Annotated in this window: 26 protein-coding genes and 1 pseudogene; 11 read left to right on the top strand and 16 right to left on the bottom strand. The window is 70.7% G+C overall.

Annotated features, from left to right (window positions below; genetic code table 11):
• Window positions 1-113: 113 nt before the first annotated feature.
• Window positions 114-596 carry a CarD family transcriptional regulator gene (locus NQO67_RS35190; RefSeq protein WP_003953493.1) on the bottom strand — a complete coding sequence of 161 codons (483 nt, stop codon included), beginning with the start codon at window positions 594-596 and terminating at the stop codon, window positions 114-116.
• A 719-nt stretch (window positions 597-1,315) separates the two neighbouring features.
• Between NQO67_RS35190 and NQO67_RS35185 the strand changes: the two genes are divergently transcribed.
• On the top strand, window positions 1,316-2,026 hold the full coding sequence (locus tag NQO67_RS35185; RefSeq protein ID WP_255954494.1) for a copper chaperone PCu(A)C domain-containing protein: 711 nt from the start codon (window positions 1,316-1,318) through the stop codon (window positions 2,024-2,026).
• A gap of 137 nt (window positions 2,027-2,163) precedes the next feature.
• Here the strand turns inward: NQO67_RS35185 and phoP are convergent, their stop codons facing one another.
• Both phoP and phoR read right to left on the bottom strand, forming a co-directional pair.
• Window positions 2,164-2,844, bottom strand: a complete 681-nt coding sequence (gene phoP, locus NQO67_RS35180; RefSeq protein WP_255954493.1) for a two-component system response regulator PhoP — start codon at window positions 2,842-2,844, stop codon at window positions 2,164-2,166.
• On the bottom strand, window positions 2,841-4,163 hold the full coding sequence (gene phoR, locus NQO67_RS35175; RefSeq protein WP_255954492.1) for a two-component system sensor histidine kinase PhoR: 1,323 nt from the start codon (window positions 4,161-4,163) through the stop codon (window positions 2,841-2,843). The genes phoP and phoR overlap by 4 nt, the downstream gene beginning before the upstream one ends.
• Before the next feature lie 341 nt (window positions 4,164-4,504).
• Between phoR and phoU the strand changes: the two genes are divergently transcribed.
• Window positions 4,505-5,206 carry a phosphate signaling complex protein PhoU gene (gene phoU / locus NQO67_RS35170; RefSeq protein WP_255954491.1) on the top strand — a complete coding sequence of 234 codons (702 nt, stop codon included), beginning with the start codon at window positions 4,505-4,507 and terminating at the stop codon, window positions 5,204-5,206.
• 11 nt (window positions 5,207-5,217) lie between these two features.
• Here phoU and NQO67_RS35165 read toward each other — a convergent pair whose 3' ends face one another.
• From NQO67_RS35165 to NQO67_RS35155, 3 genes are all read right to left on the bottom strand, one after another.
• Complete coding sequence (locus NQO67_RS35165; protein ID WP_255954490.1) at window positions 5,218-5,694, bottom strand: nuclear transport factor 2 family protein; 477 nt, start codon at window positions 5,692-5,694, stop codon at window positions 5,218-5,220.
• Between the two features lie 721 nt (window positions 5,695-6,415).
• The gene (locus NQO67_RS35160; protein WP_255954489.1) at window positions 6,416-7,180 is read right to left on the bottom strand and encodes a class I SAM-dependent methyltransferase; all 765 of its coding nucleotides are present in this window, start codon (window positions 7,178-7,180) and stop codon (window positions 6,416-6,418) included.
• A gap of 107 nt (window positions 7,181-7,287) precedes the next feature.
• Window positions 7,288-7,806, bottom strand: coding sequence for a MarR family winged helix-turn-helix transcriptional regulator (locus tag NQO67_RS35155; RefSeq protein WP_255954488.1), 519 nt, complete (start codon window positions 7,804-7,806; stop codon window positions 7,288-7,290).
• A gap of 160 nt (window positions 7,807-7,966) precedes the next feature.
• On the opposite strand from NQO67_RS35155, the pseudogene NQO67_RS35150 reads away from it, so the two are divergent.
• The 7 genes and pseudogenes from NQO67_RS35150 to NQO67_RS35120 all read left to right on the top strand — a co-directional run.
• Window positions 7,967-8,572 (top strand): annotated as a pseudogene (locus NQO67_RS35150) (GNAT family N-acetyltransferase); the annotation flags it as partial.
• Between the two features lie 186 nt (window positions 8,573-8,758).
• Window positions 8,759-9,226 (top strand): DinB family protein, encoded by a 468-nt coding sequence (locus tag NQO67_RS35145; RefSeq protein ID WP_255954544.1) that lies wholly within the window; start codon window positions 8,759-8,761, stop codon window positions 9,224-9,226.
• On the top strand, window positions 9,223-9,555 hold the full coding sequence (locus NQO67_RS35140; protein ID WP_255954487.1) for a VOC family protein: 333 nt from the start codon (window positions 9,223-9,225) through the stop codon (window positions 9,553-9,555). The genes NQO67_RS35145 and NQO67_RS35140 overlap by 4 nt, the downstream gene beginning before the upstream one ends.
• A gap of 187 nt (window positions 9,556-9,742) precedes the next feature.
• On the top strand, window positions 9,743-10,372 hold the full coding sequence (locus NQO67_RS35135) for a DUF3887 domain-containing protein (protein WP_255954486.1): 630 nt from the start codon (window positions 9,743-9,745) through the stop codon (window positions 10,370-10,372).
• 158 nt (window positions 10,373-10,530) lie between these two features.
• Window positions 10,531-10,851 (top strand): PadR family transcriptional regulator, encoded by a 321-nt coding sequence (locus NQO67_RS35130; protein WP_255954485.1) that lies wholly within the window; start codon window positions 10,531-10,533, stop codon window positions 10,849-10,851.
• Window positions 10,848-11,744, top strand: a complete 897-nt coding sequence (locus NQO67_RS35125; protein ID WP_255954484.1) for a hypothetical protein — start codon at window positions 10,848-10,850, stop codon at window positions 11,742-11,744. Before NQO67_RS35130 ends, NQO67_RS35125 begins: the two co-directional genes overlap by 4 nt.
• A gap of 74 nt (window positions 11,745-11,818) precedes the next feature.
• Window positions 11,819-12,412 (top strand): hypothetical protein, encoded by a 594-nt coding sequence (locus tag NQO67_RS35120; protein ID WP_255954483.1) that lies wholly within the window; start codon window positions 11,819-11,821, stop codon window positions 12,410-12,412.
• Window positions 12,413-12,496: 84 nt separating this feature from the next.
• Here the strand turns inward: NQO67_RS35120 and NQO67_RS35115 are convergent, their stop codons facing one another.
• The 6 genes from NQO67_RS35115 to mshA form a co-directional block, all read right to left on the bottom strand.
• Window positions 12,497-12,910 carry an Imm10 family immunity protein gene (locus NQO67_RS35115; RefSeq protein WP_255954482.1) on the bottom strand — a complete coding sequence of 138 codons (414 nt, stop codon included), beginning with the start codon at window positions 12,908-12,910 and terminating at the stop codon, window positions 12,497-12,499.
• Between the two features lie 193 nt (window positions 12,911-13,103).
• Window positions 13,104-13,865: a phosphoglyceromutase gene (locus NQO67_RS35110; RefSeq protein ID WP_255954481.1), complete on the bottom strand. Its 762-nt coding sequence runs from the start codon at window positions 13,863-13,865 to the stop codon at window positions 13,104-13,106.
• Window positions 13,866-14,186: 321 nt separating this feature from the next.
• The gene (locus tag NQO67_RS35105) at window positions 14,187-14,990 is read right to left on the bottom strand and encodes an SAM-dependent methyltransferase (protein ID WP_255954480.1); all 804 of its coding nucleotides are present in this window, start codon (window positions 14,988-14,990) and stop codon (window positions 14,187-14,189) included.
• 273 nt (window positions 14,991-15,263) lie between these two features.
• Window positions 15,264-17,054, bottom strand: a complete 1,791-nt coding sequence (locus tag NQO67_RS35100) for a glycosyl hydrolase family 28-related protein (RefSeq protein ID WP_255954479.1) — start codon at window positions 17,052-17,054, stop codon at window positions 15,264-15,266.
• Window positions 17,055-17,318: 264 nt separating this feature from the next.
• Complete coding sequence (locus NQO67_RS35095; RefSeq protein WP_374119239.1) at window positions 17,319-17,828, bottom strand: type III secretion system chaperone family protein; 510 nt, start codon at window positions 17,826-17,828, stop codon at window positions 17,319-17,321.
• 56 nt (window positions 17,829-17,884) lie between these two features.
• Window positions 17,885-19,237, bottom strand: a complete 1,353-nt coding sequence (gene mshA, locus NQO67_RS35090) for a D-inositol-3-phosphate glycosyltransferase (protein WP_255954477.1) — start codon at window positions 19,235-19,237, stop codon at window positions 17,885-17,887.
• A 441-nt stretch (window positions 19,238-19,678) separates the two neighbouring features.
• Here mshA and NQO67_RS35085 point away from each other — a divergent pair, with 441 nt between their 5' ends.
• Entirely contained in the window at window positions 19,679-20,515 is an 837-nt protein-coding gene (locus NQO67_RS35085; protein WP_255954476.1) for a class I SAM-dependent methyltransferase, read from the top strand.
• A 428-nt stretch (window positions 20,516-20,943) separates the two neighbouring features.
• Entirely contained in the window at window positions 20,944-22,611 is a 1,668-nt protein-coding gene (locus NQO67_RS35080) for a SpoIIE family protein phosphatase (RefSeq protein WP_255954475.1), read from the top strand.
• 404 nt (window positions 22,612-23,015) lie between these two features.
• On the opposite strand, the gene NQO67_RS35075 is transcribed toward NQO67_RS35080, so the two are convergent.
• The 4 genes from NQO67_RS35075 to NQO67_RS35060 all read right to left on the bottom strand — a co-directional run bounded on the left by NQO67_RS35075 (window position 23,016) and on the right by NQO67_RS35060 (window position 26,442).
• Complete coding sequence (locus NQO67_RS35075) at window positions 23,016-23,345, bottom strand: DUF2516 family protein (RefSeq protein WP_255954543.1); 330 nt, start codon at window positions 23,343-23,345, stop codon at window positions 23,016-23,018.
• A gap of 314 nt (window positions 23,346-23,659) precedes the next feature.
• The gene (locus tag NQO67_RS35070) at window positions 23,660-24,439 is read right to left on the bottom strand and encodes a hypothetical protein (protein WP_255954474.1); all 780 of its coding nucleotides are present in this window, start codon (window positions 24,437-24,439) and stop codon (window positions 23,660-23,662) included.
• A 209-nt stretch (window positions 24,440-24,648) separates the two neighbouring features.
• Complete coding sequence (locus tag NQO67_RS35065; protein ID WP_255954473.1) at window positions 24,649-25,101, bottom strand: helix-turn-helix domain-containing protein; 453 nt, start codon at window positions 25,099-25,101, stop codon at window positions 24,649-24,651.
• Window positions 25,102-25,191: 90 nt separating this feature from the next.
• The gene (locus NQO67_RS35060; RefSeq protein ID WP_255954472.1) at window positions 25,192-26,442 is read right to left on the bottom strand and encodes a PP2C family protein-serine/threonine phosphatase; all 1,251 of its coding nucleotides are present in this window, start codon (window positions 26,440-26,442) and stop codon (window positions 25,192-25,194) included.
• Between the last annotated feature and the right edge of the window lie 91 nt (window positions 26,443-26,533).

The following is a 26,533-nucleotide window of genomic DNA, read 5'->3' as shown; positions in this document are numbered from 1 at the left end:
ACCTCCCCCGGAGCTGCGAAGAGCCCGGGGCAGTGCTCATGAGTCTGGGAGACATTCCCCAGGCATGTCGTCGGGCACTGCGGCACTGCACACGTCAGGACGCCTGCATACCGTCAGGACGCGAGAACCTCGTCGAGCAGGGCCTCGGCCTTGTCCTCGTTCGTGTTCTCCGCGAGGGCCAGCTCGCTGACCAGGATCTGCCGGGCCTTGGCCAGCATCCGCTTCTCACCTGCGGAGAGTCCACGCTCACGCTCACGACGCCACAGGTCACGCACGACTTCCGCGACCTTGATGACATCGCCCGAGGCGAGCTTCTCGAGATTTGCCTTGTATCGACGGGACCAGTTCGTGGGTTCCTCCGCGTACGGCGCACGCAGAACTTCGAAGACCCGGTCCAGCCCGTCCTGACCGACCACATCACGCACGCCGACGAACTCCGCATTGTCCGCTGGCACACGCACCGTCAGGTCGCCCTGGGCGACCTTCAGCACCAAGTAGGTCTTGTCCACGCCTTTGATCTGGCGAGTTTCGATGGCCTCGATCAGCGCGGCCCCGTGATGGGGATAGACCACGGTGTCGCCAACCTTGAACGTCATGTGACAGGTACCCCTTCCGTGGCTATCCAGGGTAACACGAGAACGGCGTCTTCTGAATGGCGTTTTCGCAGGTCAGGGCATATCTCAGGGGTTGACAACAGCGTCGGTGACGTGCTGGGCTACGGTCACGCAACCGGGAATTCGCAGGTCGGAGCCGCTGTACTGGGAGTAAGAAACGGGCACGCCGATCACACCGACGGGTTGATCCAAGCGGCGGAACATCCCGTTTTGTCGGGTTCCTGGGCGGTGACTTCCGCTACTTCGTTCGGCCATCGACGTCATCTGCGAAGCGAATCGAGAATTGATCACGGGCAGGGTTGATCAATTCAACCGGGCCAGCCCGCATTCCTTACCGAAAATCCACCCTGCACCCGTGCTCATGCTTATGTGAATGGCGGACGAACTCGCACGGCGAACAGCCGCCGAACACTACCGCGCGCCGCCGTCCGAGATGTCCCTGACCATTGCCCGGCGTCACACTTGGGCCAATGCTCTGCCGGCGCCATCCGGCCAAACTCCGCTTCATCTCCGGGCGTGGCGCGCCCGGGTCGCGCGATGCACACCGGGCTCGGGCGCCCCGAACGGGGACCGAAGGGCGTAGAGGCGGGTCGGGTGCGGCCCCGCAGAGGCGGCTCGGTAACCTAGGCCCGCTGAGACCCCCTGGGGTGACTTTTCAGTCGCCCTCCTCTGTACGCCCAGTTCAAGGAGTTGCCGCCGCCGTGAGCAGCAGCCTTCGACGCGGCGCTCTCGCCGCCACCGTCCTCGCGCTCCCGATCCTCACCGTCGCCGGGTGCGGCGTCGGCAGCAACGCCCAGACGCTGGAAGTCAAGCCGGACAACGCCGCCACCGCCGTGGGCGTCATCAAGATCCAGAACGTCTCGGTGATCACCCAGCCGCAGCGGGACGCGAAGGGCCCTGCCGTCATCTCGGCGACCCTGTTCAACAACGGCCGCACCGACCAGACCCTCCAGACCATCAGGCTCTCGGGCACCGGCGCCACCGCCCAGCTCAAGCCCGCCAAGGGCAGGGGCCCCCTGACGATCCCGGCCGGCGGCTCCGTGCTGCTCGGCGGCAAGGGGAACGCCTCCGCGGTGCTGACCAGCGGCCGGCAGGCGGTCACGGACGGGAACGTCCAACCGCTCACGTTCACCTTCAGCAAGACCGGTGACGTGCAGGTGAAGAGCTTCGTGGTACCGGCGCGCAACTACTTCAGCAAGTACGGGCCCAGCAACGTCCCCACCCCGAGCACGACGCCGAGCGGAAGCCCGACCGGCAGCGCGACACCGACCGGCGGCGCCACCGCGTCCGGCGCGCCGTCCGGGTCGCCGTCGGGCTCCGCCTCCGGCGCTGCCGGCTCGGGCGCTACCGGCTCGGGCACGGCAGGCTCGGGCGCCCCGTCGTCCAGCGAGACGGCCACGGCCGGCCGCTGATCCGCAGACCGGCCGCTGACCCGCAGAGCCGTACAGCTCCGCCCGGCCGGCTGTCGCGTACGCGGCAGCCGGCCGGGCGGGTCTGTCTGCGCCGGCTGAGCCCTCTCAGCCCGCCGCAGGCCGGCTGGGCCGTCACGTCACGGCTCGAACTTGTACCCGAGCCCGCGCACCGTGACCAGGTACCGGGGCGCCCCGGGGTCCGGCTCGATCTTGGCGCGCAGTCGCTTGACGTGGACGTCGAGGGTCTTGGTGTCGCCGACGTAGTCGGCGCCCCAGACGCGGTCGATGAGCTGCATGCGGGTGAGCACCCGGCCCGCGTTGCGCAGCAGCATCTCCAGCAGGTCGAACTCCTTGAGCGGCAGGTCGACCTTGGATCCGGAGACCGTGACCACGTGCCGGTCGACGTCCATGCGGACCGGGCCGGCCTCCAGGGCCGCGGGGGTGACCTCCTCGGGCTCACCGCGGCGCCGCAGCACCGCACGGATCCGGGCGACCAGCTCGCGGGAGGAGAACGGCTTGGTGACGTAGTCGTCGGCGCCTATCTCCAGGCCCACCACCTTGTCGATCTCGCTGTCCTTGGCGGTGACCATGATCACCGGCACGTTGGAGCGACTGCGCAGCTGACGGCAGACCTCGGTGCCGGGCAGCCCGGGCAGCATCAGGTCGAGCAGGACGAGGTCCGCGCCGTTGCGCTCGAACTCGTCCAGTCCGTCGGGCCCTGTGGTGGAAATGGCTACTTCGAAGCCCTCTTTGCGCAACATGTAGGAGAGGGCGTCACTGAAGGATTCCTCGTCCTCGACGACGAGCACTCGGGTCACGGAAGGACCTCCCGGGCAGGAAAGGGTTCATACGAGGTCGAGACGCTCTGCGGCGACTCGGTGGACTGCCCGCTCCGCGTCCCGGGTACGGCGTCGTTGCCGTCTTCGGAACCGTCGAGGCCGGGCCTGCGGGACGCCCGATCACGGGCGACGCCCGCCTCCGGCAACCGCAGCGTGAACGTGGAGCCCTGGCCTTCCGAGCTCCATACGGTGACCTCCCCGCCGTGCGAGGCGGCCACATGCTTGACGATGGCGAGGCCGAGACCGGTTCCTCCGGTGGCGCGCGACCGGGCCGGGTCCACGCGGTAGAAGCGCTCGAAGATGCGCTCCTTGTCCCGCTCGGAGATCCCGATGCCCTGGTCGGTGACGGCGATCTCGATGACGGCCTGGGCGGCCCCGCCGCCGGGACCACCGCGCGCGGGCACGCGCCGGGCGGCGATGCCGACCCGGGTACGGGCGGCGCTGTAGTTGACGGCGTTCTCCACGAGGTTGCCGAGGGCGGCGGCGAGCTGGCCGCGGTTGCCCCAGACGTGCAGCCCGTCGGTCCCCCGGGCGGCGATGGTGATCTGCTTGGTGCCGGCCTGGTGACGGCAGCGGTCGATGGCCTCGGCGGCCAGTTCCGCGACGCGCACCGGCTCTGCGTCCTCCAGCGGGTCGTCGTTCTGCACCCGGGAGAGGTCGATCAGTTCCTGGACGAGGCTGGTGAGCCGGGTCGCCTCCAGTTGCATGCGGCCGGCGAAGCGTTCCACCGCCTCGGGGTCGTCGGCGGCGTCCATGACCGCCTCGGAGAGCAGCGAGAGCGCGCCGACGGGGGTCTTCAGCTCATGGCTGACGTTCGCCACGAAGTCGCGGCGCACCGCCTCTATGCGGCGGGCCTCGGTGAGGTCCTCCACCAGCAGCAGCACCAGCCGCGAGCCGAGCGGGGCGACCCGGGCGGAGACCGCCAAGGCCTCGCCGCGGCCGGTGCCACGGCGCGGCAGATCCAGCTCGACCTGCCGTATCTCGCCGTCCCTGCGGGTCTCCCTGGCCATCTTCATCATCGGTTCGACGGCGAGCTTGCCGCCGCGCACCAGGCCGAGGGCGTACGCGGCCGAGCTGGCCTTGACCACGCCGTCGGACTCGTCCAGCACGACGGCGGAGGACCGCAGCACGGAGAGCACCGTGTCCACGCCCGGCGGCAGGACCGGGTCGGTGTGCAGGGAGGTACGCGTAGGCCTTTTCTGGTCACGCTCGCTCCATCGGAACGCGAGCGTGGCGAAGACGCCGGTGCACAGTCCGGCGATCGCAGTCGCTGCGGCGACCGCCGCGTTCACGTCCATGTGTCCAGATTATGCGGGCGGCTCCTGGTCCCCCCAGTCGTCGTGGACCCCCCTCGGGCAGTCGTCGCCCAGAGTTCACCTTGAGGTCGTGGGCGATTCATTTGGGATGCCGTAAACCGTCGGGTATGCGGCCGACCGTGAAAGCGTGGGCCCACGCGGGCCCCATCGGTCCGGGGAACGGTGCCCGGCCACATCAGGTGGCCCTGGGCACACGCCCCCTTCCGCCGCACCGCGCCGCCGCGGGTGTGTGCGGCGCCACAGCGTGATGTGGCGCACAGCCGCATGCTTGTCGCGACGGCGCGGCCGGATCCTGTTACACCGAGTCAAGAGAGGCGAGCCACATGCGGGACGCGTACCACGAGGAACTGGACTCGATCGGCGATGCCCTGGTCGACATGGCGCGCCTGGTGGGGTCGGCGATCGGGCGCGCCACGACGGCCATCCTCGATGCCGATCTCAAGCTGGCGGAGAGCGTGATCGGAGCGGACGACAAGGTCGACGACCTCCAGCACGACCTGGAGGCCCGCGCGATCGCGTTGCTGGCACGCCAGCAGCCCGTCGCCACCGATCTGCGCATCGTGGTCACGTCGCTGCGGATGAGCGCCGACCTGGAGCGCTCCGGCGACCTGGCCCAGCACGTCGCCAAGCTGACCCGGCTGCGCTTCCCCGAGCGCGCCGTGCCACACGACCTGCACGCGACGATCCTGGAGATGGGGCAGCTTGCGCAGCGGCTGATGGCGAAGGCCGCGGAGGTCATCGTCACGAAGGACGTCGACCTGGCCCTTCAGCTGGAGCAGGACGACGACGCGATGGACCTGCTGCACCGCACGCTCTTCCAGCACCTGATGGACGACCGCTGGAAGCACGGCATCGAAACGGCCGTCGACGTCACCCTGCTGGGCCGCTACTACGAACGCTTCGCCGACCACGCCGTGTCGGTGGCCAAGCGGGTGGTGTACCTGGTGACCGGGGAGCACGCCGACGAGCTCCAGGCGGATGTCCGGCCGGAGATCCAGGCGGGGGTGACGGCTGCGGAGTCCTAGTCGAGGGGCCCTCAGGGCCGGCTCGGGGCGTCCACTCGTTCCGTCGGTCCGCCGAAGGGCAGGACGAGGGTCCGCGACGCCATCTGCCAGGTGCCGTCGATCTTGCGGAAGGTGTCCTCGTAGTGGCCGATGTTCGCCGGTAGCCGGGGTGGAATCGGCGCGCCCTCGGTGTGGCCGTCGACCCGGTAGGTGGCGAAGTAGGTGGTTGCCGCGGCGGTGTTCGGTGAGTCGACCGTGACCAGGATGTTCGTGCACATCCGCCGGGACAGGCGGTCGGCCGGCCGAGAACCGAAGTAGGCGCGCAGGGCTTCCCTTCCTTCGATCCGCCGCTTGTCGTACGGCCACTCCCAGACGCCGTCCGGGGTGAAGAGATCGCAGACCGTGCTCGGATCGCCCAGGTCGAGCCGGCGTATGAACTCCAAGATGACACGCTCACAGGCACGTTCCGCGAGGAGACGCTCCATGGCGTCGAGATCGTGCGTAGTCATGTCCGTTTCCTACCAGCCGCGTAGGAGCTCGGACCAGCCAAATTACGCGCGTCGGCAGTCGAGCCCAGGAGCACGGGGCCGACGCGTGCGGTGACGCAGTGGGCAAGGCGGCGCGCGCTCGGGCGTGCGCACCGAGTGGTGCGCCCATGGCGCGTGCCGGGGGGTGTGTCGTCGTGTGTGCGCTCGGGTTGGCCACCCTGCACGGTGCGGTGTACGGACGGGACCCGTCCGCCTGCGGGAACGGGTGCCGAGCCCCCGTGCGCCCTTGATGCGCCCAAGGAAGCGGGCATGCAATGCACCCACAGGCATCCCTGCCCCAGGACGTCCCGGTTCTGAGGCATCCGTGCCTTCGCGGCATCCGCGCCTTCGAGGAGGATCCATGACAGATTCCCCGACGCCCTCGACCACCGACGTACCCATCGCAGACCGTGCGCCCGAAGCCGCGCACCGCCTGCCACTGCTCGGCGCCTGCGGCTGCGGCTCCGGCTGTGGCTGCGGCTGCCAGTCCGGATCGCCCTGTCAGTGCGGCGGCAACTGCGGCTGAACACCCCACCGCGGTGACCGTCTCACCGCGTCGCGGTGACCGCCGCACCGCGGCCACCGCGACGCACCCGCCGTACGACATGCGGGGCCCGGCCATACCGGACGGGCCCCGCGTGTCGTCGGTTCCCTACCGGCAGCCCACCGGGTCCCGGATCCGGACCCGGGGTGGCGAGCGCGGTCAGGGCTTGCCCGCGTGCAGGATCCGCATGCCCCGGGGGCCGATTCCGTCATGTCGGACGGCAAGGCCGGCGGCGCGGCACTGGTCGGCCAACCACTCCGGGGCCAGCCGGAGTTTGGGATAACTGCTGGTCTTCAGGTCCCAGGTGTCGGCACGGCGGGTGTGCAGCAGATCGTGGACCAGGACGGTGTCCTCGTCGAGGTAGTCGAGGAAGCAGGTGAGGATCCGGTCGGCTGAGCTGCGGACGGGCAGGAAACGGTCCGTGCCGCGGAGTTCCCCGGTCAGGTCGCGGTAGGTGGCGACGAAACTCCCGCCCGGGCGAAGCGCCGTGGCACAGTCCGCGATCAGTTCCTGCACGTCGACCCGGTCGGGCAGATGCGGCAGGGTGTCGCCCATGCACACGATGGCCGCCGCCGACTCCGGCTCGGCGCAGTGCGGCAGCACACCGCGGATGTCCCGGTGGACGGGCCGGACGGCCTGCGCGACGTCGTACTGCTCGGCGTGCGCCACGAGTTCGTCGAGAAGCACGGCACTGCCGTCGACCGCCGTCACCGACGTGTAGCCCAGGCGGGCGAGGGCCAGGCTCTGCGGTCCTGGACCGCAGCCGAGGTCGACGGCGGTCGCCCCGTCGTCCGCGCTGACCCTCAGGCCCAACCCGTCGAGGAGTTCGGCCTGTGCCGCCACCAGCGATGCGATGTCCCCGCCGAGCATCCAGGTGTAGTGCTCGGCGAGCAGGTCCTCGTAGTGTCTGGCAGCCGTGTTCATGCGGGATCCCTTCGCGAGGTCGGTCGGCACGTGGCATGTGTCCGTCGGCGATTCGGTGCTGCGGGGGCCGGAGCGGAGGCCAGGACGACCGGTGCCGGTGACGCCGCTCACCCGTCGGCGGGCGGGTCGGCGTCGGGAGCGTCGGAAGCAGGGCTCACCGCGGACTCGCCCGTGAGGACCCAGGCGGCGAGATCGGCGAGGTACACGTTGGTCAGGGCGGCGTCCAGGGCCTCCCCGAGCGCCGCCCGATACGTGGGCGTCGCCTCCGCGTAGCGCTCGCGGCCGACCGCGGTGACGCTCGCGGCGACCGCCCGACCGTCACCGGCCGTGGACGCCCGTTCCGCAAGCCCCCGGGCCTCGAGCCGACCGACGAGACGCGTCACGGTGCTGTGCTGCAACCCGATCCGGTCGGCCAACTCGCCCATACGCAGTGCGGGTCCGCTGTCGGGTCGACTCAGCGCGCACAGCGCGCGGTACTCCGACAGCGGCAGGCCGTGCCCGTGTTGCAGGGCCTCGTCCAACCGCTTCTCCACGTTGCCCAGCAGGCGCACCGCCATGCACCAGCGGTCGTCCTGTGCGTCGTCGGCGGGGCGTTGCCCCTCGCGGAATCCCTGCGTAGCAGCCATACTGCTGACCACCTTATCTGCTTGCACAAGCAATAAAAAGAGCCCGTGGTACCGCCACGGAGTCGTGCGCGTCACCACCCTCCCGGGCCGGCCGCGCACGAACTCGCCGGGGCGGTCCCGGGACACAACTTCCCACGTCTACGGACCCGAGGAGCAACCGATGGGAAATCGATGGGAGGGGCCGATGCTGGAGGGCGCCCTGGTGCGGCTGGAACCGCTCGGCCGGCACCACACGTCGGGCCTGGCCGCGGCCGCGGAGGAGAACCGGGACTCCTACTCCTACACCTGGGTGCCCACCGCCCCCGAGGTCGGGGCGTACGTCGACGCGCAACTCGCTCGCGCGGCGGCCGGCAAACTCGCGCCCTACGCACAGGTGTCGCTGCGGACGGGCCGGGTCGTCGGGGCCACCGCGTATTGGGACCCGCGGATGTGGCCCGGGGACGACCGGCGCTTCGCGGTCGAGATCGGGTTCACCTGGCTCGCGGCGTCGGCTCAGGGCACGGGCGTGAACACCGAGGCCAAGTACTTACTGTTCAAGCACGCGTTCGAGAACTGGGACGTGGCGCGCGTCGACCTGAAGACGGACGCCCGCAACAGCAGATCCCGCGCCGCGATCGAATCGGTCGGCGCCCGCTTCGAAGGCGTCCTGCGAAACTGGTCACGGTCCTGGGCACCGGGCGAGGACGGCCTGCTCCGCGACTCCGCGATGTACTCCGTCGTGCAGCAAGACTGGCCGCAGTGCCGGGCGAAGCTTGAGGAGCGGCTGGAGCGGCTGGAGCGGCTGGAGGGGTTGAAGCGGCTCGAGCGGTCGAGTGGCCGGGAACGACCCCCCTCCCCTATCGCCTCCGGCGTGCCCACGCGGGCGCCGCTCCCGAAGAGGAGGGCCGAGCTGTTCGACGCCCCCGAATCCGAGAGTCGCTTCAGTGGCCCCACGACGGGCGACGAACGAACCATGCTCACCGATTCCCTGAAGGCCCAGCGCACCACCCTGGAACTGAAGTGCGCCGGCGTTGAGGACGCCGCCACGCTCTCCCGGCGTACGGTCCCGCCCTCCACGCTGTCCCTGCTCGGCCTGGTCCGACACCTGGCCGACGTGGAGCGCCGATGGTTCCGATGCGTGCTGGCCGGGCAGGACGCGCCCCCGCTCCACTCCTCGCCGGAGAACCTCGACGAAGCCTTCGACGGCGCGGTGCCGGACCCCGCCGTCGTGGCGGCGGCATGGGAAGCCTGGCGCGAGGAGGTGGCGTTCGCCGAGCGTCTCGTCGCCGAGGCCCCGGACCTCGATGTCGCGGGCACCGACGCATGGCGCGGAAAGGTGTCGCTGCGCTGGGTACTCATCCACATGATCGAGGAGTACGCCCGGCACAACGGCCACGCCGACCTGATCCGCGAGCGCATCGACGGAGCGGTGGGACTGTGACACCGAGCCTCATGCGCATCAACGGCATCGTGATCGACGCCAACGACCTCGACCTGCTGGCCGAGTTCTGGAGCCGGCTGCTCGACCTGGACATCACCCGACGCGAAGCCGACTGGATCAGCCTCGGGCCGACCCTCGCCATTCAGCGGGTCCAGGAGACCAAGAGGGCGAAGAACCGCGTCCACATCGACCTGGTCGCCGACGACTTCGCCGAGGCGGTCACGCGCGCCACCGAACTGGGCGCGCGGCCGGTGGGCGAGATGCGAGAGGACCTCTGGCAGGTCTGGCGTGATCCGGAGGGGAACGAGTTCTGCATGTGCGTGTCGTGATCGGCGTGCCGTGAGCCGGGTGCCGTGAGCCGGGTGCCGTGAGGGCGCGGGCGGGACCGGGCAGCGGCCCGCCCGCACGGCTCGGACGGCTCGGACGACGCAGACGACGCAGACGACGCAGACGACGCAGACGACGACATGTAAAGGAATCCTTGACATCGATCGGCCGTAAAGGCAACCTTTACATATGACAGATCCCCCGCCGACCCTCGCCGCCATCAGTGCCCAACTGGCCGAAGCGGCCTCGACCCTGGCGACCTCGGCGTCCAGCCCGTTGACCTCGCCTGCCTACCTTGACCTCGTCCGACGCTCCCAGAGCGTGAGCAGCACGGCCGAACAGTTGCTCAAGCTGTGCGTGCAGCAGTCCCGGGACGCCGGTCACACCTGGCAGGAGATCGGCAACGTGCTCGGGGTCACCCGCCAGGCCGCCTTCCAGCGGTTCGGCAAGCCCATCGATCCCCGCACTGGAGAGCCCATGGACAAGACCGTTCACATGACCGAAGCCGCGGAACGCGCCGTCGAGATCACCAAAGCCGTGCTCGACGGCCGTATGGACGAGGCACGGGAGTCCTTCAACGCCCAGGTACTGGAGGCGTTCACCGACGAGGTGTGGGGCAGCGGCCTCGCCACGGTCGCCGGACTGGTCGGCGCGTTCGAGAGCTTCGGCGATGAGGAGCCGTTCGTCCGGCGCATCGGCGACCACACGGTCGTCGACATCCCGCTGCGCTACGAGGCCGGCGACATGAAGGCCCGGGTCGCGTTCGACGCGGACGAGAAGGTCGCCGGACTCGTCATCGTGCCACCCGACACCCCGTGACGAACCCGCACCCCGTGCCGAACCCGCAGGCCCGACACTCGGACCCCTCCACGCGAAGCCTCCCGCCCAGGCATGGCCGACCTGGCACACCTGAACCACTACCCCGTACAACGCTATACCGTATAACGTAATAGTTCAGGTTGAGGGAGGGAGGACGGGTGCCGCGTCAACGGGACCGCGTCGGATGGGCCGAACCCGCGCTGCTGATCCTGGCCAGCCTGGCCGACGGCCCCAAGCACGGCTACGCCATCATCAAGGACGTCGACGAGCAGACGTCCATCAAGCTGGGACCAGGCACGCTGTATGCCGCCATCGCGCGGTTGGAGGAACGCGGCCTGGTCGCCCCGCTGGACGGGGACGAACGCAGGCGGCCCTACCGCCTCACCGCGGAAGGCCAGACAGTGCTCGACGACAGACTCCGGGCGATGGCCCGCTTCGCCCGCACCGGGCTGACCCGGCTGAGGGTGGCCGGCGCATGATCGAAATGGCAGCCCGGTTGGCGTTACGGGCGTACCCTCCCTCGTTCCGGGAGCGCTACGGCCTGGAACTCGAAGCGCTGGTCGAGGACACCGGCGCTGGTCCGGGCGTCGTCGCGGACCTCCTCATCGGCGCGCTGCGGGCGTGGCTCCACCCGGTGATACCCGACGAGTCCACCGAAGGACGCCGCCGCCGCATGCAGGCGAGCGTCGCCACCACCTGGGTCACCTGGTGCGCCGCGCTGTACGCCCTGCCGATGCTGCGCCTGATACTGTCCGATGCCCTCTGGCCGGCTCCGGAGCTGGTGCGCCGGCTGCTCGACGTTGCGGAGTACGCCATGTACGGCGGCGGGCTCATCGCGCTGATCGGCGCCATCGCGCTCCTCTCGGAGACCTCCAGAACGGGCAACTGGGCCGCCTGGCACCCCCTGGTGGTTCTCGTCCCGACGCTGCTCGCGTACATCGTGGGGAAGCTGCTCGTAGCGTTCGCTTCGATCGGTCCGCCGCCCCTGTACTGGGTCGAGGTTCTGGGGTTGTTGGGGCCGGCGGCGTTCCTCACAGCCATGGCGGTGACACCCGCCGTCGTCGTCACCCGATGCCAACCGTCTGCCAGGGTCCTGCGGCTGCTGGCCATGTCCGGAGTCGTCATGGCGTTGGCCGTGACGACGACGGGCATCGCCTGCGTCGCGGTCGTCGCCGCATTGAGCGTGAACGACAGCGACGCCGGTCAGGCCTTGACGGTACCCATGCTCACCATCACCGTTGCCGCGTCGACAACGGCCCTGGTCAGCTCCGTTCGCGGCGCCAAGGCTGCGCTCCGCAGGAAGGATCCCGTGGACCTGGACCTGGACCTGGACCTGGATCCGGACCTGGGTCAGCTAGCGGAACGAGAGTGAGAGTGCGCGTGCGAGTGCGCGGCTCCGAATCACCCAGGAGTCCTACGCCGGCGTGAAGTGACGGGAGGCATGGCATGCACAAGTGCGCCGCGCAGGCGCTGTCCTGGGGCTCGACGGCCCTGCTGCTGACGATGGCAGTGTCAGCATGCGGTCAGGACCACCCGCCGGCGAAGGACGCACGCTCAAACGCCTCCCCCCTGGAGAAGAGCGACATACCCTGGAGCGGCGGCCCCAGCCCGTACGACGCCGTGGTGAAACTCGACGACGGCCGCCGGGTGGCCATGCACTACCGACGAGGCAAGGGGCTTGTCGAGCAGCACTACAGCCCTCAGGCCAGGGCCTGGAGCAAGCCGGCGTTGATCTACCGCACGAAGACCGACGCCTGCCAGGGCATCGAGCTACGGGCCAAAGGCGAAACGGTCGCGGCGATCGCGGACTTCGGCACCTACTGCTACGACGGCGAGCCCCCGACCGAGTCCATCGCGGCCGTCGGCACCGACGGCCTGACGAAGTGGGACACCAACATCACGAAGGACTTCGACGGTTGGGAGCGGGCTGCCATCTCCAAGGACGGACAACAGGTCACCTTCGAGCGCGACGTCACCCTCCACTGGAACCGGGACGAAGGCTTCGACGAGGCCCAGGAAGGACACGGCTCGGGAGGCTAGGGCAAGACTTCGGAGTCGGTGCGGGCGTACGTCTTTCCTTCAGCACTGTCCTCGGCGACAGCTTTCCTTCAGCGCTGTCCTCGGCTAAAGCCTGAGCACTCTCGGGCGGGCGGCTGAGCGCCCGTACGCCAGGATGCGCGGGAGTACCTCACGCATGCGTGCCACGTCCGCCGCAGGCGCCCGGAGCAACGCCTCGACTACCGGATCGGTCAAGCCGAGAGCGTCCAGCGACGAGGGGTCCAACGTCACCCGCAGCACATCACCATCCAGGCGCACTTCCCGGACACAGCCATAAGCAGTGCCCTGGTCGGGTGTGACGAGGCAGTGTGTGTCCATGCCCAGACGTACGTCCTGCGCATCGGGCTCGTCGACGCCACACATGAACAACAGCGAGAACGCCTCCTCGTCGTCCGACTCGGCCACCCCCGCCATCACACAGTCGTCCTCGTCCCGCTCGTCGAGCCCGCAAGCAAGTCGAGCCGTGAACCTGTAGGTCATGCGGCTGTTCTAGCACCGGTGACCGACACTCCCGATGGAGCCCGCGAGACTGAAGCGCGGTGCACGCCTGTGACGTCCTGGGGGCGGCTCAGGGACGGCCAGGGACGGTTCAGAAAAGGCTCCGAGAAGGCCCCGCGCACCATCAAGCCCCTGCTCACGGGAGACCCGCAGGCAGGGGCTTGATCGATATGGCTTACCTCTTCTTGCCCTGGTTCTTGACCGCCTCGATGGCCGCCGCGGCCGCCTCCGGGTCCATGTAGGTGCCGCCTGGGTTGAGGGGGTGGAAGTCGGCGTCGAGGTCGTAGGCGAGGGGGATGCCGGTGGGGATGTTGAGGCCGGCGATGTCGGTGTCGGAGACGCCGTCGAGGTGCTTGACCAGGGCGCGCAGGCTGTTGCCGTGTGCCGCGACCAGGACCGTGCGCCCGGTGAGCAGGTCCGGCACGATCGCGTCGTACCAGTACGGCAGCATGCGCTCGACGACGTCCTTCAGGCACTCGGTGCGCGGCCGCAGCTCCGGCGGGATCATCGCGTAGCGCGGGTCGTCGTGCTGCGAGTACTCGGCGCCGTCCGCCAGCACCGGCGGCGGGGTGTCGTACGAGCGGCGCCAGAGCATGAACTGCACCTCGCCGAACTCCGCGAGCGTCTGCGCCTTGTCCTTGCCCTGTAGCGCACCGTAGTGCCGCTCGTTCAGGCGCCAGTGGCGCTGGACCGGGATCCAGTGGCGGTCGGCGGCCTCCAGGGCGAGCTGCGCGGTGCGGATGGCGCGCTTGAGGACCGAGGTGTGCACGATGTCGGGCAGCAGACCCGCGTCCCGCAGCAACTCGCCGCCGCGGACCGCCTCCTTTTCGCCCTTGTCGTTGAGGTTGACGTCCACCCAGCCGGTGAACAGGTTCTTCGCGTTCCACTCGCTCTCGCCATGGCGGAGCAGAATCAGCTTGTACGGTGCGTCGGCCATATCTCCGAGCCTAATCGAACCCCGCACGTCGGACGGCCGACGGCCACGGGCTGGACGGTCGGTGCCGTGGCCTGCGGGGATGCCGCGGGCGGGCCCGCGGGGGCGCCTCCGGCCCGGCGGCACGCTCCGGTGCGGCGGGCCCCGGCGTGTCGCGCCCCGTCACCTGGCGGCCGGCGGTTGCGGACCCGTGCCGTATGTAGGTGCGGACCCGTGCCGTGTGCATGGCCGCCGCCCGCACCCGTCACCTCGTCGTCTGTGTCCTGATGCGTGTCCCCATGCGTGTCCTGGCACTGCCGTCCGGTCGCCACCACCCGGTCGTCCTTACCGGCGCCTCCGTGCACCGTGTACCCGCGCCACGCCCGCGTACATGGTGGTGGCCTCGCGAGTGGGTGCCGGGGTGTCCCGGTACCACTCGGTGGCGTTCACCAGGCCGGGTGGGACCAGGTCCAGGCCGGTGAAGAAGCGTTCGATCTCGGGGTGGGTACGGACGCGGTTCTTGATGCCGCCGCCGTTGTAGGCGCCCTCGACCGACTCGCGTACCTCGGGGAGCATGTCCCAGGTGGCGTGCGAGAAGATCAGGTAACTGCCGGGGGGCAGGGCGTCGACGAGGGCCCGGGTGATGCCGTACGGATCCTCCTCGTCCGTCACGAAGTGCATGACGGCCAGCAGGGAGAGGGCGATGGGGCGCTCGAAGTCCAGGACCTCGGCGGCGTACTGGAGGATCTGGCCCGGCTCGCGAACGTCTGCCTGGATGTAGTCGGTGGCGCCCTGCCCCGTGCCCACCAGCAGGGCCTCCGCATGCCGCAGCACGATCGGGTCGTTGTCCGTGTACGCGACCTTGGCGTGCGGCTGGATCTCCTGGGCGACCTGGTGCAGGTTCGGCTCCGTCGGGATGCCCGCGCCGATGTCGAGGAACTGGTCGATGCCCTGGCCCGCCACCCAGCGGACCGCGCGGTGCATGAAGTCGCGGTTCAGCTGGGCGCCGCGGACGGCGATGGGAGGCAGCTGCTCGCCCACCTCGACGTCGACCCGGTAGTGGTCCTTGCCGCCCAGCATGAAGTCGTAGACCCGGGCCGGGTGGGGCTTGCTGGTGTCGACCTGGGGCTTGGGCATTCCTGCCGTCATGGGTACTCCGGGCTGGGCCGAGGTCCGCACCCGTGGGCCCCCGGCGTGCACTCGGGCGCGCAGGGGTCTTCCGGGCCGGTTCCGGGTGGATCGGATGGTCGTCGTTGGCTTGATCGTCGTACTACGTCGGCGCACGACCATCTGCGTGTCAGCCTGCCACAACAAGTGCGCTGTAAACGCGCCAAGTTCACACCCCTACGCCCCAGGCGTACGCCCTTGCCGCTCGTCCCCGCCACGCGCCATGCGCCAGGCGCCAGGCGCCACGGCGGCCACTCAGTGCTCGAGATCGCGTTGGGCGTCGTACAGGTTGCGTGGCCAGACGCCGTCGGGCCGGCCGTACAGCTCCAGGCGGCTGTGCAGGTCGCCGGTGAAGTCGGGCACGTCGATCTGGTCGAACTCGCTGACCTCGCTGATCGCCACGGTGGCGCTGTACGGCGCGAGTCCGTCGATCTTGACCAGACCGGCCCGTCCGTTGGTGACTCGAACGTTCCAGTGCGTGAAGCGGGCGCCGAACAGCGGCCCGGCGCTGGCGTCGCCGCCGTGCCGACCGTTGTTGTCGACGGTGATGTCGGTGCGCACATTGGCGAACGGCAGGCCGCGGTGGCTGTCGAAGGTGCCCATCTGCATGTCGCCGCCCGACCACACGTTGTGGCTGGACAGGCCCTCGACGTTGATGCCGTGCAGCTGGGTGCCCTCGGGCGCGGGGACGGTGCGCTGCTCGATGGTGAAGTCCTCGATGAGGTTGTCGTGCGAGCCCTCGCGGCAGAAGTACGGGTGGTGTTCGCCGCGACCGCCCACGCGGGTGCGGCGCAGGGTGCACGCGGAGGCGGCGACGAGACCGAAGCCGTTGTCCACGTTCTGCACCGCCACGTCGTCGGCCCAGCAGTCGTAGGTGCACTGGAAGACGACGCCGTTGTAGCCCTTGTCGAGCAGGTGCGGGGCCTGCGGCAGCTCCGGGCACTCCAGGGTGAGGCCCTCGACGCCCGCGCCGGTCAGCTCCGGCACATGGGTGGTGATCCGCGGGTCCCATGCGGCGCGTACGTCCAGTGGCAGCGGGCGTTCCAGGGTGATCCGCCTGCCCCGTACGGCGGTGATCCGCACCGGCCACTCGTACGGAACGTAGCTGGTCAGCTTGGTCTTGTCGGCCCAGTAGTACGCCTCGGGGCCCGGGCCGCCGCCCGCCATGTGCATAAGGAGGGTGTGGTCGGCGTCGTCTGCGAGCCGTAGCAGGACCAGGTGGCCCGGGCGCAGCGCGGTGGCGTCGGCGACCGTCAGCGTGCGGTCGCCCTGACGGGCCGGGAGGACCGTCGTCAGGGTCTGCCACGCGTCGCGCTTGTTGCCGGTCCAGCCCTCGAACGGCCAGTCCTTGGCCGTGATGGCGGTGGTGAGGGAGCCGAAGCGGTCGGCGGGGCAGAGCCAGATCAGGCCGCCCGCCCAGGACCAGCTGGACTTGTCGCCGCCGTAGCGGGATCCGTACGGGCCGATGAGGTCGGTGAGGCTCTTCGTGGCGTACAGGGTGGTGCGGTCGCTGCCGGCGCCCCTGAGCACGACGCCCGAGTCCCCGATGTGGATCAGGCCGTCGATGCGGTACCGGCCCGGCGGCACCAGGACCGTCCCGCCGCCGGCGGCCCCGGCCGCGGCAAGGGCCGCGTTGATGGCGGGCGCGGCGTCTGCCGAGCCGTCCGGTCGGGCGCCGTGGTCCAGCACGTTCGCCACCACACGGGGGCGGGCGAAACGCCGCTGACCCGCGCGGTAGCCGGCGCGGCCGATGTACGGGACCTGGGGGTGGGTGAAGGGCGTGGCGGTGAACTCCCGCCAGAGGGTGGGCAGGGTGCGCGCTGCCGTGACCCGCACGGCCGGGCCCGCGGACCCGGCGCCCCCGAAGGCCTCGGGTGCCGCGGAGCTGCCCGCGGTGCCGGCGGCGGGGGCCGCGTGAGCCCTACCGGTGCCGGCGGTGGAGACGGCGGCGGCCACCGCGACGGCGCCGCCCAGGACGCCGCGCCTGCTGGTCCCCCCGGCGTTCCCCATGTCCCCGCTGCCCCCGCTGTTTCCGACGTCCCCCATGAGCCCGCCTCCCGCGTGCGCCGCCCGAAAGCCTCCGCACGTCGACCGGCCACGAACCGGTCCGCAGCCGCCCCAAATAGACGTCCGAGTATGTGAACGCAGTTCAAGTCCACGTGCGACCGTGAGCATGCCACGACGCACGGAGTACGAAAAGGGGTACAACAACGGTTGGCATCGGAAAGTGAGGTCCGGGGAGCGGGACCCGGGGAAGGACGCCCGAGGAAGGACGCCCGGGGAAGGAGACCCCGGGAAGGCGGCAGCGCGTCAGGAAGTCGAACGATCGGTCAGATGCGTGAACGCCGCCAGGTTGCGGGTCGACTCGCCGCGTGACACCCGCCAGGCGTACTCCTTGCGGATGGCGTCCGCGAACCCCAGTTCCAGGAGCGTGTTGAAGCTTCCGTCCGCCGCTTCCAGCACCGATCCGAGGAGCCGGTCCACCTCGTCCTCGGTGATCCCGGCCAGTGGCAGCTTGCCGACCAGATAGACGTCACCCAGGCGGTCGACGGCGTAACTCACCCCGTAGAGCTTGAGATTGCGCTCCAGGAGCCAGCGGTGGACGCCTTCCTGGTTCGCGTCGGGGTGGCGGATCACGAAGGCGTTCAGGGACAGCGCGTGCTGGCCGACGCGCAGCGAGACCGTCGTGGACAGCTTCCGGGTGCCGGGCAACTGGACGACGTAGTCCCCGTGTTCCGGGCTCTCCCAGTCCAGCCCGGCGCTTCGCAGCGCGGCCTCGATGCAGGCCAGGGCCCTCGTCCGTGCGTCGTCCCGTCGCATGTCACCCATGGGGCGAGCGTACGGGAGACGGCCGGCGGGCGCCCGCGCCGAAGAGGTCAGCTGGCTCGGTCGCGTACGCGGCGCCGGCGCCGGTGGTCGTGCAGGGCCGCCTCGTACACCTCGCCGGTGGCCGTGGCCGCCGCGTCCCAGCCGAAGTCCTGGGCGTGCCGGGCGGCGGCCGCGCCCATGCGGTCGGTCAGGGTCGGGTCGGTGGCGAGATCACGCAGCACGCGCGCGTAAGCGGCGGGTTCGTGGCCCTGGACGAGGAACCCCGTGACGCCGTGGCGCACCGCCACCGGCAGGCCGCCGACCGCGGCCGCCAGCACCGGAGTGCCGGTCGCCTGGGCCTCTATGGCAACCAGGCCAAACGATTCGCTGTAGGAGGGCATCACCAGGAGCGAGGCGGCCCGGAACCAGTCGGCGAGCTGGTCCTGCCGCACCGGCGGCCGGAACTGCACCACGTCCGTGATGCCGAGCCGCGCGGCCAGCTTCTGGAGCCGCTCCGGCTCCGCGAGCCCGGAGCCGCTGGGCCCGCCCACGACGGGCACGACGATGCGCGAGCGCAGCCCCGGACACTCCTCCAGCAGCTCGCCCACCGCGTGCAGCAGCACGTCGGGGCCCTTGAGGGGCTGGATACGGCCGGCGAAGAGCGGGATCAGGGCGTCCTGCGGCAGCCCGAGCCGGGCGCGGGCGGCGGCGCGGCCGTCCGCCTCGTGGAAGACGTCCAGGTTCACGCCCGGGTGCACGACGGCGACGGCGTCGGGGTCGGCCTCGTAGTGGTGGACCAGTTCGTCGGCCTCATCGGAGGTGTTGGCGACGAGCCGGTCTGCGGCGCGCACGATCTGGGTCTCGCCGATCACGCGGGCGGCCGGCTCGGGGGTGTCGCCGGCGGCCAGCGCGGCGTTCTTGACCTTGGCCATGGTGTGCATGGTGTGCACCAGGGGCACGCCCCAGCGCTCTGCGGCGAGCCAGCCGACGTGCCCGGAGAGCCAGTAGTGCGAGTGGACCAGGTCGTAGTGGCCGGGGCGGTGGTCCGCCCAGGCCTGCATCACGCCGTGCGTGAAGGCGCACAGCTGCGCAGGCAGCTCCTCCTTCGCCAGGCCCTCGTACGGGCCGGCGTCCACGTGCCGGACGAGCACGCCGGGCGCGAGCTGCACGACGGGGGGCAGGTCACCGGAGGTGGCGCGGGTGAAGACCTCCACCTCGATGCCCTTCGCGGCCAGCTGGCGGGCCAGCTCCACGATGTAGACGTTCATACCGCCGGCGTCGCCGGTGCCCGGTTGGTGCAGGGGGGAGGTGTGCACGCTGAGCATCGCTACACGCCGTGGCCTGCGGATGGTGCCGGGTAGCCGCAGTCGGGTGGGGGCGGCGGAGACACGCCGCCCGAACGTGGTCACGTGGTGACTCACCTGTGGGTCCTCCTTGCGGGGCCGCGGCTGTGCAGGCCGGCGGTGGGCTGCGCGGACATGACTCACGGAGGAAGCGGCTTCCTCCACCGTTGGGTGGAACATAGGAATTACGGCTTCCATTTCCTCTTTGCCAAATCATTACCGTAATGCGTTCCTCAGGCGTTCCTCAGGCGTTCGGGTCCCCCCGCGTCCCCCCTCCCCTGCCGCACACGTCACCGCTCGCCCCACCCTCGCCCCGTCTCGTCGCCCGACCCCCCGCGCGCTTCCGCCTACCCTCGTCTCCATGGTTTCCCGCATGCCGTCCCGCCTCCTGAGGGCACCTCTGGGGGTCGTCCCCCACTGCCCTGGACGGGCGTGCGAGGTGCCCCCGCCCATGTCCTTCGAGCAGCGGAGGAGGCTTTGAGGCAGCGGGCGAACCCCAAGGGCCGGGGTGGTCCCGTCGTGGGGACGGCGACCCGTGGCACCACCCATCCGAACCGGCTGCGCCGCATGGACCGCTGGATCGCCGCCGTCCACGGCGCCGAACTGCGCCGCTCCCCCGCCCCGGTGGCCGTCGACCTCGGCTACGGCGCCGCACCGTGGACCGCCGTGGAACTCCTGCACCGGCTGCGTCGCGCCGCGCCGCGCACCCGGGTCGTCGGCATCGAGATCGACCCGGAGCGGGTGGCCGCGGCCCAGCCGTACGCCCGCGAGGGACTCACCTTCCACCACGGCGGCTTCGAGATCCCGCTGGGCGAACCGGTCGGTGCGGACGCGGAGTCGGGTGCGCCGCCGGCAGAGCCGGGTGCCGTGCTGATACGGGCCGCGAACGTGCTGCGGCAGTACGACGAGGGTGAGGTCGCCGCCGCCTGGCAGCGGCTCCGCGCCCGGCTGGCGCCGGCCGACCCGGCCCGCGGCACACGGGGCGGCCTGCTCGTCGAGGGCACCTGCGACGAGATCGGGCGGCGCCACGTGTGGGTCGCCCTGGGCCCGGAGGGCCCCCGCACGGTGACGTTCGCCACCCGTCTCGCCTCCCTGGACCGCCCGTCCGACCTCGCCGAGCGCCTGCCGAAGGCGCTGATCCACCGCAACGTCCCCGGCGAGCCGGTCCACGCCTTCCTGCGCGACTTCGACCGCGCCTGGGCAACCGCCGCGCCCTACGCGGCCTACGGGGCCCGGCAGCGCTGGATGACGGCGGTACGGGCCCTGACGGACCGCTGGCCGGTGGTGGACGGCCCGGCACGCTGGCGGCAGGGAGAAATAACGGTGACCTGGGCGGCGTTGGCACCGCACGACTGAAAGGCGACTGGCGGCACCGTGGGAAGCGCCGCCGGTCACGCGGCGGGAAGCGCCGCCGACACGCGTCTTGCGGCGCCGGGCAGCACCGTGCGGCGGCGTGGCGCCGTCCAACACCGTTCAGCACCGCGCGGTGCCATGCGGCGTGAAATGAGTCAGGCGCGCCAGGGGCGCACGCCTCCGGCGCGCGTGAGTCAGGCCACGTGACCCACGGCATCGTTCGTGCCCGGAAGCAACCACGGAGGCGTGACTTTCGTCATCTCCAGTGCAGTCGATTTCCGTCCAAGTGCGGCAGAGAACGGGGCATATGACGCTGGTCGTTTACCTGGTGGCATTCCCTTGCCAGCGTGGCACCCGCTAAGGTCCCGTTCTGGGTGGATCGTCGCTCGTCGCTCCACCATGCCCTCGGGGGGAGGGAAGGAACCAAGCCGATGCCCGTACCCGTACCGCGGCAGAGGAATGTCCCGGCCGCGGAGAGTGGTCAGGCTCACACTCCGCCGGTTCCGGGGGTACCCGAGTCCACAGCGGGGCCCGTCGCCGCCGGCGCACTCGCATCGTCCGGCGCGAGCACGGCAACCGACGCGCCCACCGCTGACCCGCTCACCACACCGGCCGACGCATCCCCGGCCGATGCGTCGCACGGTGCCGCGTCGGACACCGGCGTCGTGCCGCGCACCGGCAGCGACCGGCCCGACGGCCACCCCACGCACGACGCCGACGCCGGCAGCCACCATGACGCCGATCACCACGACGGTGACGACGGCTGCGACGACATCGACGGACCGGCCGACCGGCCAGGACGCGCCGGCGCATCCGGCAGCACCAACCTCACCCTCCTGGTCATCGAGGACGACCCGGCGCGTTCGCTGAACGTGCCGGAGCTGCTCGATGCCTCGGGCAACCCCATCAAGGTCCGCACCGCCCGCAACCTCACCGAGGCGGAGCGGCTGCTCACCGACGACGTGCACTGCATCCTGCTCGACCTCGCGCTGCGCCCGGCCGGCCGGCGCGGCGCCACGCAGGCCCGGGACAGGGACACCGCCCCGGCAGGCGCGGTGCGCGGCACGGCACGTGACCGTACGGTCACCGGCCCGCACGAGGCCGTGGACTCGGCGGACCTGACGAAGCACGCCGAAGAGCTGACCATCCTGGAGGACGTCCTGCGCCTGGCGCCGCGGCACGCCGTGCTCGCGCTCACCGGCTCCAGTGACCTGGAGCGCGGCGCGGAGGCGGTGCGCGTCGGCGCGCAGGACTACCTGGTACGCGAGGAGCTGGACGGCCGGCTGCTCAGCCGAGCGATCCGCTATGCGGTCGAGCGCAAGCGCGCCGACGCCGCGCAGCGCCAGCTCACCGAGTCCCGGATGCGCGCCCAGGAGAACGCCCGGCTGGAACGTGGTCTGCTGCCCACCCCGCTACTGGACGGCTCCGCGTTGCAGTTCGCCGCCCGGTACCGTCCCGGCCGGTCCCGCGCCCTGCTCGGCGGTGACTTCTACGACACCGTGCGCACACCCGACGGCACGGTGCACGCCATGATCGGTGACGTCTGCGGGCATGGCCCCGACGAGGCCGCGCTCGGTGTCGAACTGCGCATCGCCTGGCGCGCCCTGACCCTGGCGGGCCTGTCCGGTGACGCGCTGCTGTCCACGCTCCAGCAGGTCCTGGAGCACGAGCGGGCCGACGACGAGATCTTCGCCACGCTCTGCACGGTCGACATCGCGCCGGACGGCCGGCATGCCGGGTTCTGCCTGGCCGGCCACCCGGCACCGCTGCTCGCCCCGCACGACGGCCCCGCCGAACTGCTGCCGTACGAGGAGAACGGCCCGGCGCTCGGCATGCTGCCGCACGCCCGCTGGCCACGCCAGGAGGTGGAGCTCGGGCCCTCCTGGAGCCTGATGCTCTACACGGACGGCCTGATAGAGGGCCGCGTCGGCCAGGGCACCCAGCGGCTCGGTCAGGAAGGCATGGTGGACATGGTCCGCCGCAAGATCGCGCTGGGCCTGAGCGGTGACGCACTCCTCGGCGCCGCGCTGAACGAGGCCCGCGACCTCAACGGCGGCGACCTGACGGACGACGTGGCCGTCCTGCTGCTGGCCCGCTAGGCCCTGTCGTCAAACTCCCGTCTGCCCGGCGACGCCATGCACGCACTCTCGCCGCACCGGGCACAAGCCCACGTACTCCCCCACTGCCTGAACGGCGTGGGAGGTGCCCCCATCCGTACGCGGACTCGCGCCCGGCGCTCCCCCAAGCTCTTCGAGCAGGGGGGACCCCCAGAGCACGCACCTGACGCCGCCGGGCCGCCCTTCGGGCAACGACGGGAGTTTGACGACAGGACCTAGGGCCCACGGCCCACGGGTCTCACGCAGCCCACGGGTCTCACGCGATCGGGCGCTCACGCACACGGGCGGTCCCGTCGACTCAGGCCGGCGCGTCTTCCACGGGTGGCTGTCGCCTTCAGCCGTCGCCGGCTGTCGCCTTCAGCGACCGTGCCTCAGCGACCGTGCCTTCAACGACCGTTGAACGGGCCGTAAGGGCCGTCGCTGCTGGAGCCGCGGCGGCGCGGGCCGCCGCCGGTGATGCCGCGGATCGCGGGGCGTACGTCGACCATGTACACGATCGTCGCGATCAGGCCGATGATCGGCAGGAACGCCAGGATCGGGAAGATCACGCTCACCACGAAGGCCAGGCCGAGGACGATCAGCCAGAACGGCTTGGTCTGCTTGTTGACGGCGCGGTAGGCGTCCTCGCGCCGGATCGCGGCGTCGAAGAGCGCGAAGCCGGTGAAGAGGATCAGGGCAACGTTCAGCAGCCACATGACTCCTGCGAATCCCTGCATCAGCACTACGCCCACCACCCGTGTCTACTCATCATTAGTCAACTTTCCCGCGCGATGTCCGCGCCAGTCACCCCGGCTGGCCTGCTTATCCGGCTGGGGGCCCGGGGGTCGTCCCCCGGGAAAATGCAGTACCGGCCACCGTACCCGGACAACGGACCGCGCACGCCGGTCGTTCCCGCCCCTGCTGTGCGGGCCGCCACCGGCCCGCGGCCGGCCAGGTCATGTGCCGGCCGGCCGGGCCGCGGTCGGCTGCGACCGGATGTTCGGCCGCAGGGCGACGAATCCCCTGGTCGCGGGGTGATCGGGTCACTCGTTCACTTGTCGCGAGGGGTGGTCTTCCGGCTGCTGGTGCCGTTCCGCCGCGCCGTGGTCTTCTTGGCGGCCGGCTTCTTCGCGGCCTCGGAGGACGCGGTCGACGCCGACGTCGTCGAAGAAGGCGACGACGTGGACGTGGCGGAGGACGCCGGGGACGTGGCGGAGGACGCCGAGGACGTCGAGGTCTGGCCCGTGCGGGTCGTGCGGGTCGTGCGGCTCGTCGTGGCACTGCGGCCGCTGCCGGTCGACTTCGTGCCGGCGCTGCCGGTCGGCTTCGTGCCGGCGGTGCCGGACGGCTCGTCGCGCACCACGACCGGCTTCGGGCGCTCCACCGGAGCGACGGCCGGGGTCGACGCAGCGTTCTCGCTGGCCTCGCCGCGCCAGGTGCGGACGGTCTGCTCGCCGTGCTCGGCGACCCGCTCGTACGTCTCGCGCGCCTTCACGGCGTACTCGACGGCGACGCCGACGCCGCGCAGCGCGAAGCCCTGCGCGGACTCGCCCAGCCTCTTGATGTCGGTGTCGAGCGATCCCAGCACTCCGCTCACCACGTTCTGGACGCTCTCGGAGACGTCCTTGGCGCGTGCGGTGGCGCGGTCCTGCACCTGCTTCGGGTCGGTGCGGCGCACGGCCTCGATCCGTGCCGGCGCCTCGGCGCGGATCTGCTCCACCAGCTCCGGCACCTTCTTGGCCTGTTGGAAGGCCAGGTCAGCGGTGCCGGCGGCAAAGTAAAGCGGGGTCGGGTCGGTGAACGTCTTACGCAGGTCGTCAGCGATGGCCATGAGGGTGGTCCTCCCGGAACACTCGGTTCGAGGTCGGCGCATGCGGCGAGCCGCACGGCGCACGAGGCACCCGGCGCGACGAGCGAAGCACGGCGCACAAGGCGCGACGGGCAGTGTGCCCACCGAGTGCGTGAAGCACCGCGCACAACCTGCGCGATACGCCGCACGGCACGCGGGCACGCCCCGACCGCTACGTACAGTTACTACTGTTACTCATCATCACGTTTCGGCACGGCATCGCCCGCGCCGTGTTCCACCGAACTCTCCTCACCGATCGAGCCGCTTCCATTCCCGTTTCCGGTTCCTCGTCCGTTTCCGGCGCCGTTCTCACGGCGGAAGGACTCGTAGATCTGCAGCATCACCTGCTTCTGACGCTCGGTGAGGGACGGGTCGGCCAGGATGACGGCGCGCGTCTCCAGCTCGTCCCGCTCCTTCTCGTCCAGGATTCCGGCCCGGACGTACAGCGTCTCGGCGGAGATCCGAAGCGCCTTGGCGACCTGCTGCAACACCTCCGCACTCGGTTTGCGCAGGCCGCGCTCGATCTGGCTCAGATACGGGTTGGACACCCCGGCGGCATCGGCGAGCTGCCGCAACGACAGCTGCGCCGTGCGCCGCTGCTCGCGCAGGTACTCACCGAGGTTTCCGACGTTGAGCGATGCCATGACTTGATGATGCCCCCCGTCCGCTAACTTTTGCAAGCACCCCGCTTGCAAAAGTGCGCTACGCCACGTTGGCGCCGATGCCCGGACGGACTACAGGCGGACGACGATCAAGGCGATGTCGTCAGGTCCACCGTTGGCCACGCCCATGCGGGTGAGCAGGGTGTCGGCCACGCGGTCGGGGCTCAACCGGGTGAGGCGGGTGAGGGCGTCGCTGAGGCGGTGCAGGCCGGCGTCGATGTCCTCGCCACGGCGTTCGATGAGCCCGTCGGTGTAGAGGACCAGGGTGTCGCCCGGCTGGTAGGCCACCGTGGCCTCCGGTCGCTGGGCCCGGCCGGCCCGGTCGTCGGTGGGGACGCCCAACGGCGGGTCGGTGGCCTCGTCGAGCAGGACGATGGTGCCGTCGGCGCGCGACAGGACGGGCGGCGGGTGGCCGGCGCTGGTGTAGGTGATGTGGTGGCTGCGGGTGTCGATGACGGCTTTGACCGCGGTCGTCGCCAGCGCGCCCTCGAAGGCGGCGGCGTACCCGCTGAGCACGTTCATCGCCGCGCCGGGTCCGTGGATGGCGCGCACGGCCGCGGACAGGGCGCTGCGGAGCATGCCCATGACGGCAGCGGCCTCCAGTCCGTGGCCCACCACGTCGCCGACCGCGACGCTGAACCTGTCCTCGGTCAGGTCCACCACGTCGTACCAGTCGCCGCACACGTTGAGTGACCTGGCGGCGGGCATGTAGCGCACGGCGATGTCGCGGTGCGCGGCCAGGTCCGGGGAGTGCAGCATGGCCGTCTGCAACGTCAGGGCGGTGTGGCGTTCCCGGGCGTGGGCCTCGCGCAGCTCCTCGTTGAGGTGCTGGAGTTCGTGCGCCCGTGCGTACAGTTCGGCTTCCACCGGCTCCGGTTCCCCGCCCTCCTCCGAGGGCGGGCCGGCGGGGCGGGTCAGCATGAACTCGGTCATGTCCTCCACCCGGTGGATGATCCAGCTCACCCGTCCGTCAGGGCCGAGGACCGGCGTGTTGATGGGTGACCACCACTTCTCCTCGAACTCCCCTGGGCGGTCGGACACCGGGACGTCGTACTTCTGCATCGCCATCGTGTCCGGTTCCCTCGAGCGCAGCACCCGTTCCAGGGAGGCGGTCAGATTGGCCACCCCGTCGGCCTCCGGGTCCGCCGGATTGTCCGGATGGACGTCGAAGAGGTACCGGCCGATCAGCTCCTCCCGGGTCCGCCCCGTGGCCCGCAGATACGCGTCGTTGGCCTCGATGACGACCAGGTCGGGATTGAGCACCAGGTAGGGGCTGGGCGTTGCGGCGAACAGCGCCCGGTAGTCGATGCGCGGTGCGCTCACATGCGGTCTCCTGTCCCTCGCATGCGGTCTCCTGTCCCCAGGGGGTGCGTCCCTCGGCGTTCGGGTGTTCGGCCCTTGGTGATCGATCCTG

This window comes from Streptomyces odontomachi (genome assembly GCF_024435355.1).
GTDB classification, from domain to species: Bacteria; Actinomycetota; Actinomycetes; order Streptomycetales; family Streptomycetaceae; genus Streptomyces; species Streptomyces odontomachi.
Note: the sequence above shows the minus strand (reverse complement) of the source record. Positions and strands in the feature narration are given on the sequence as shown.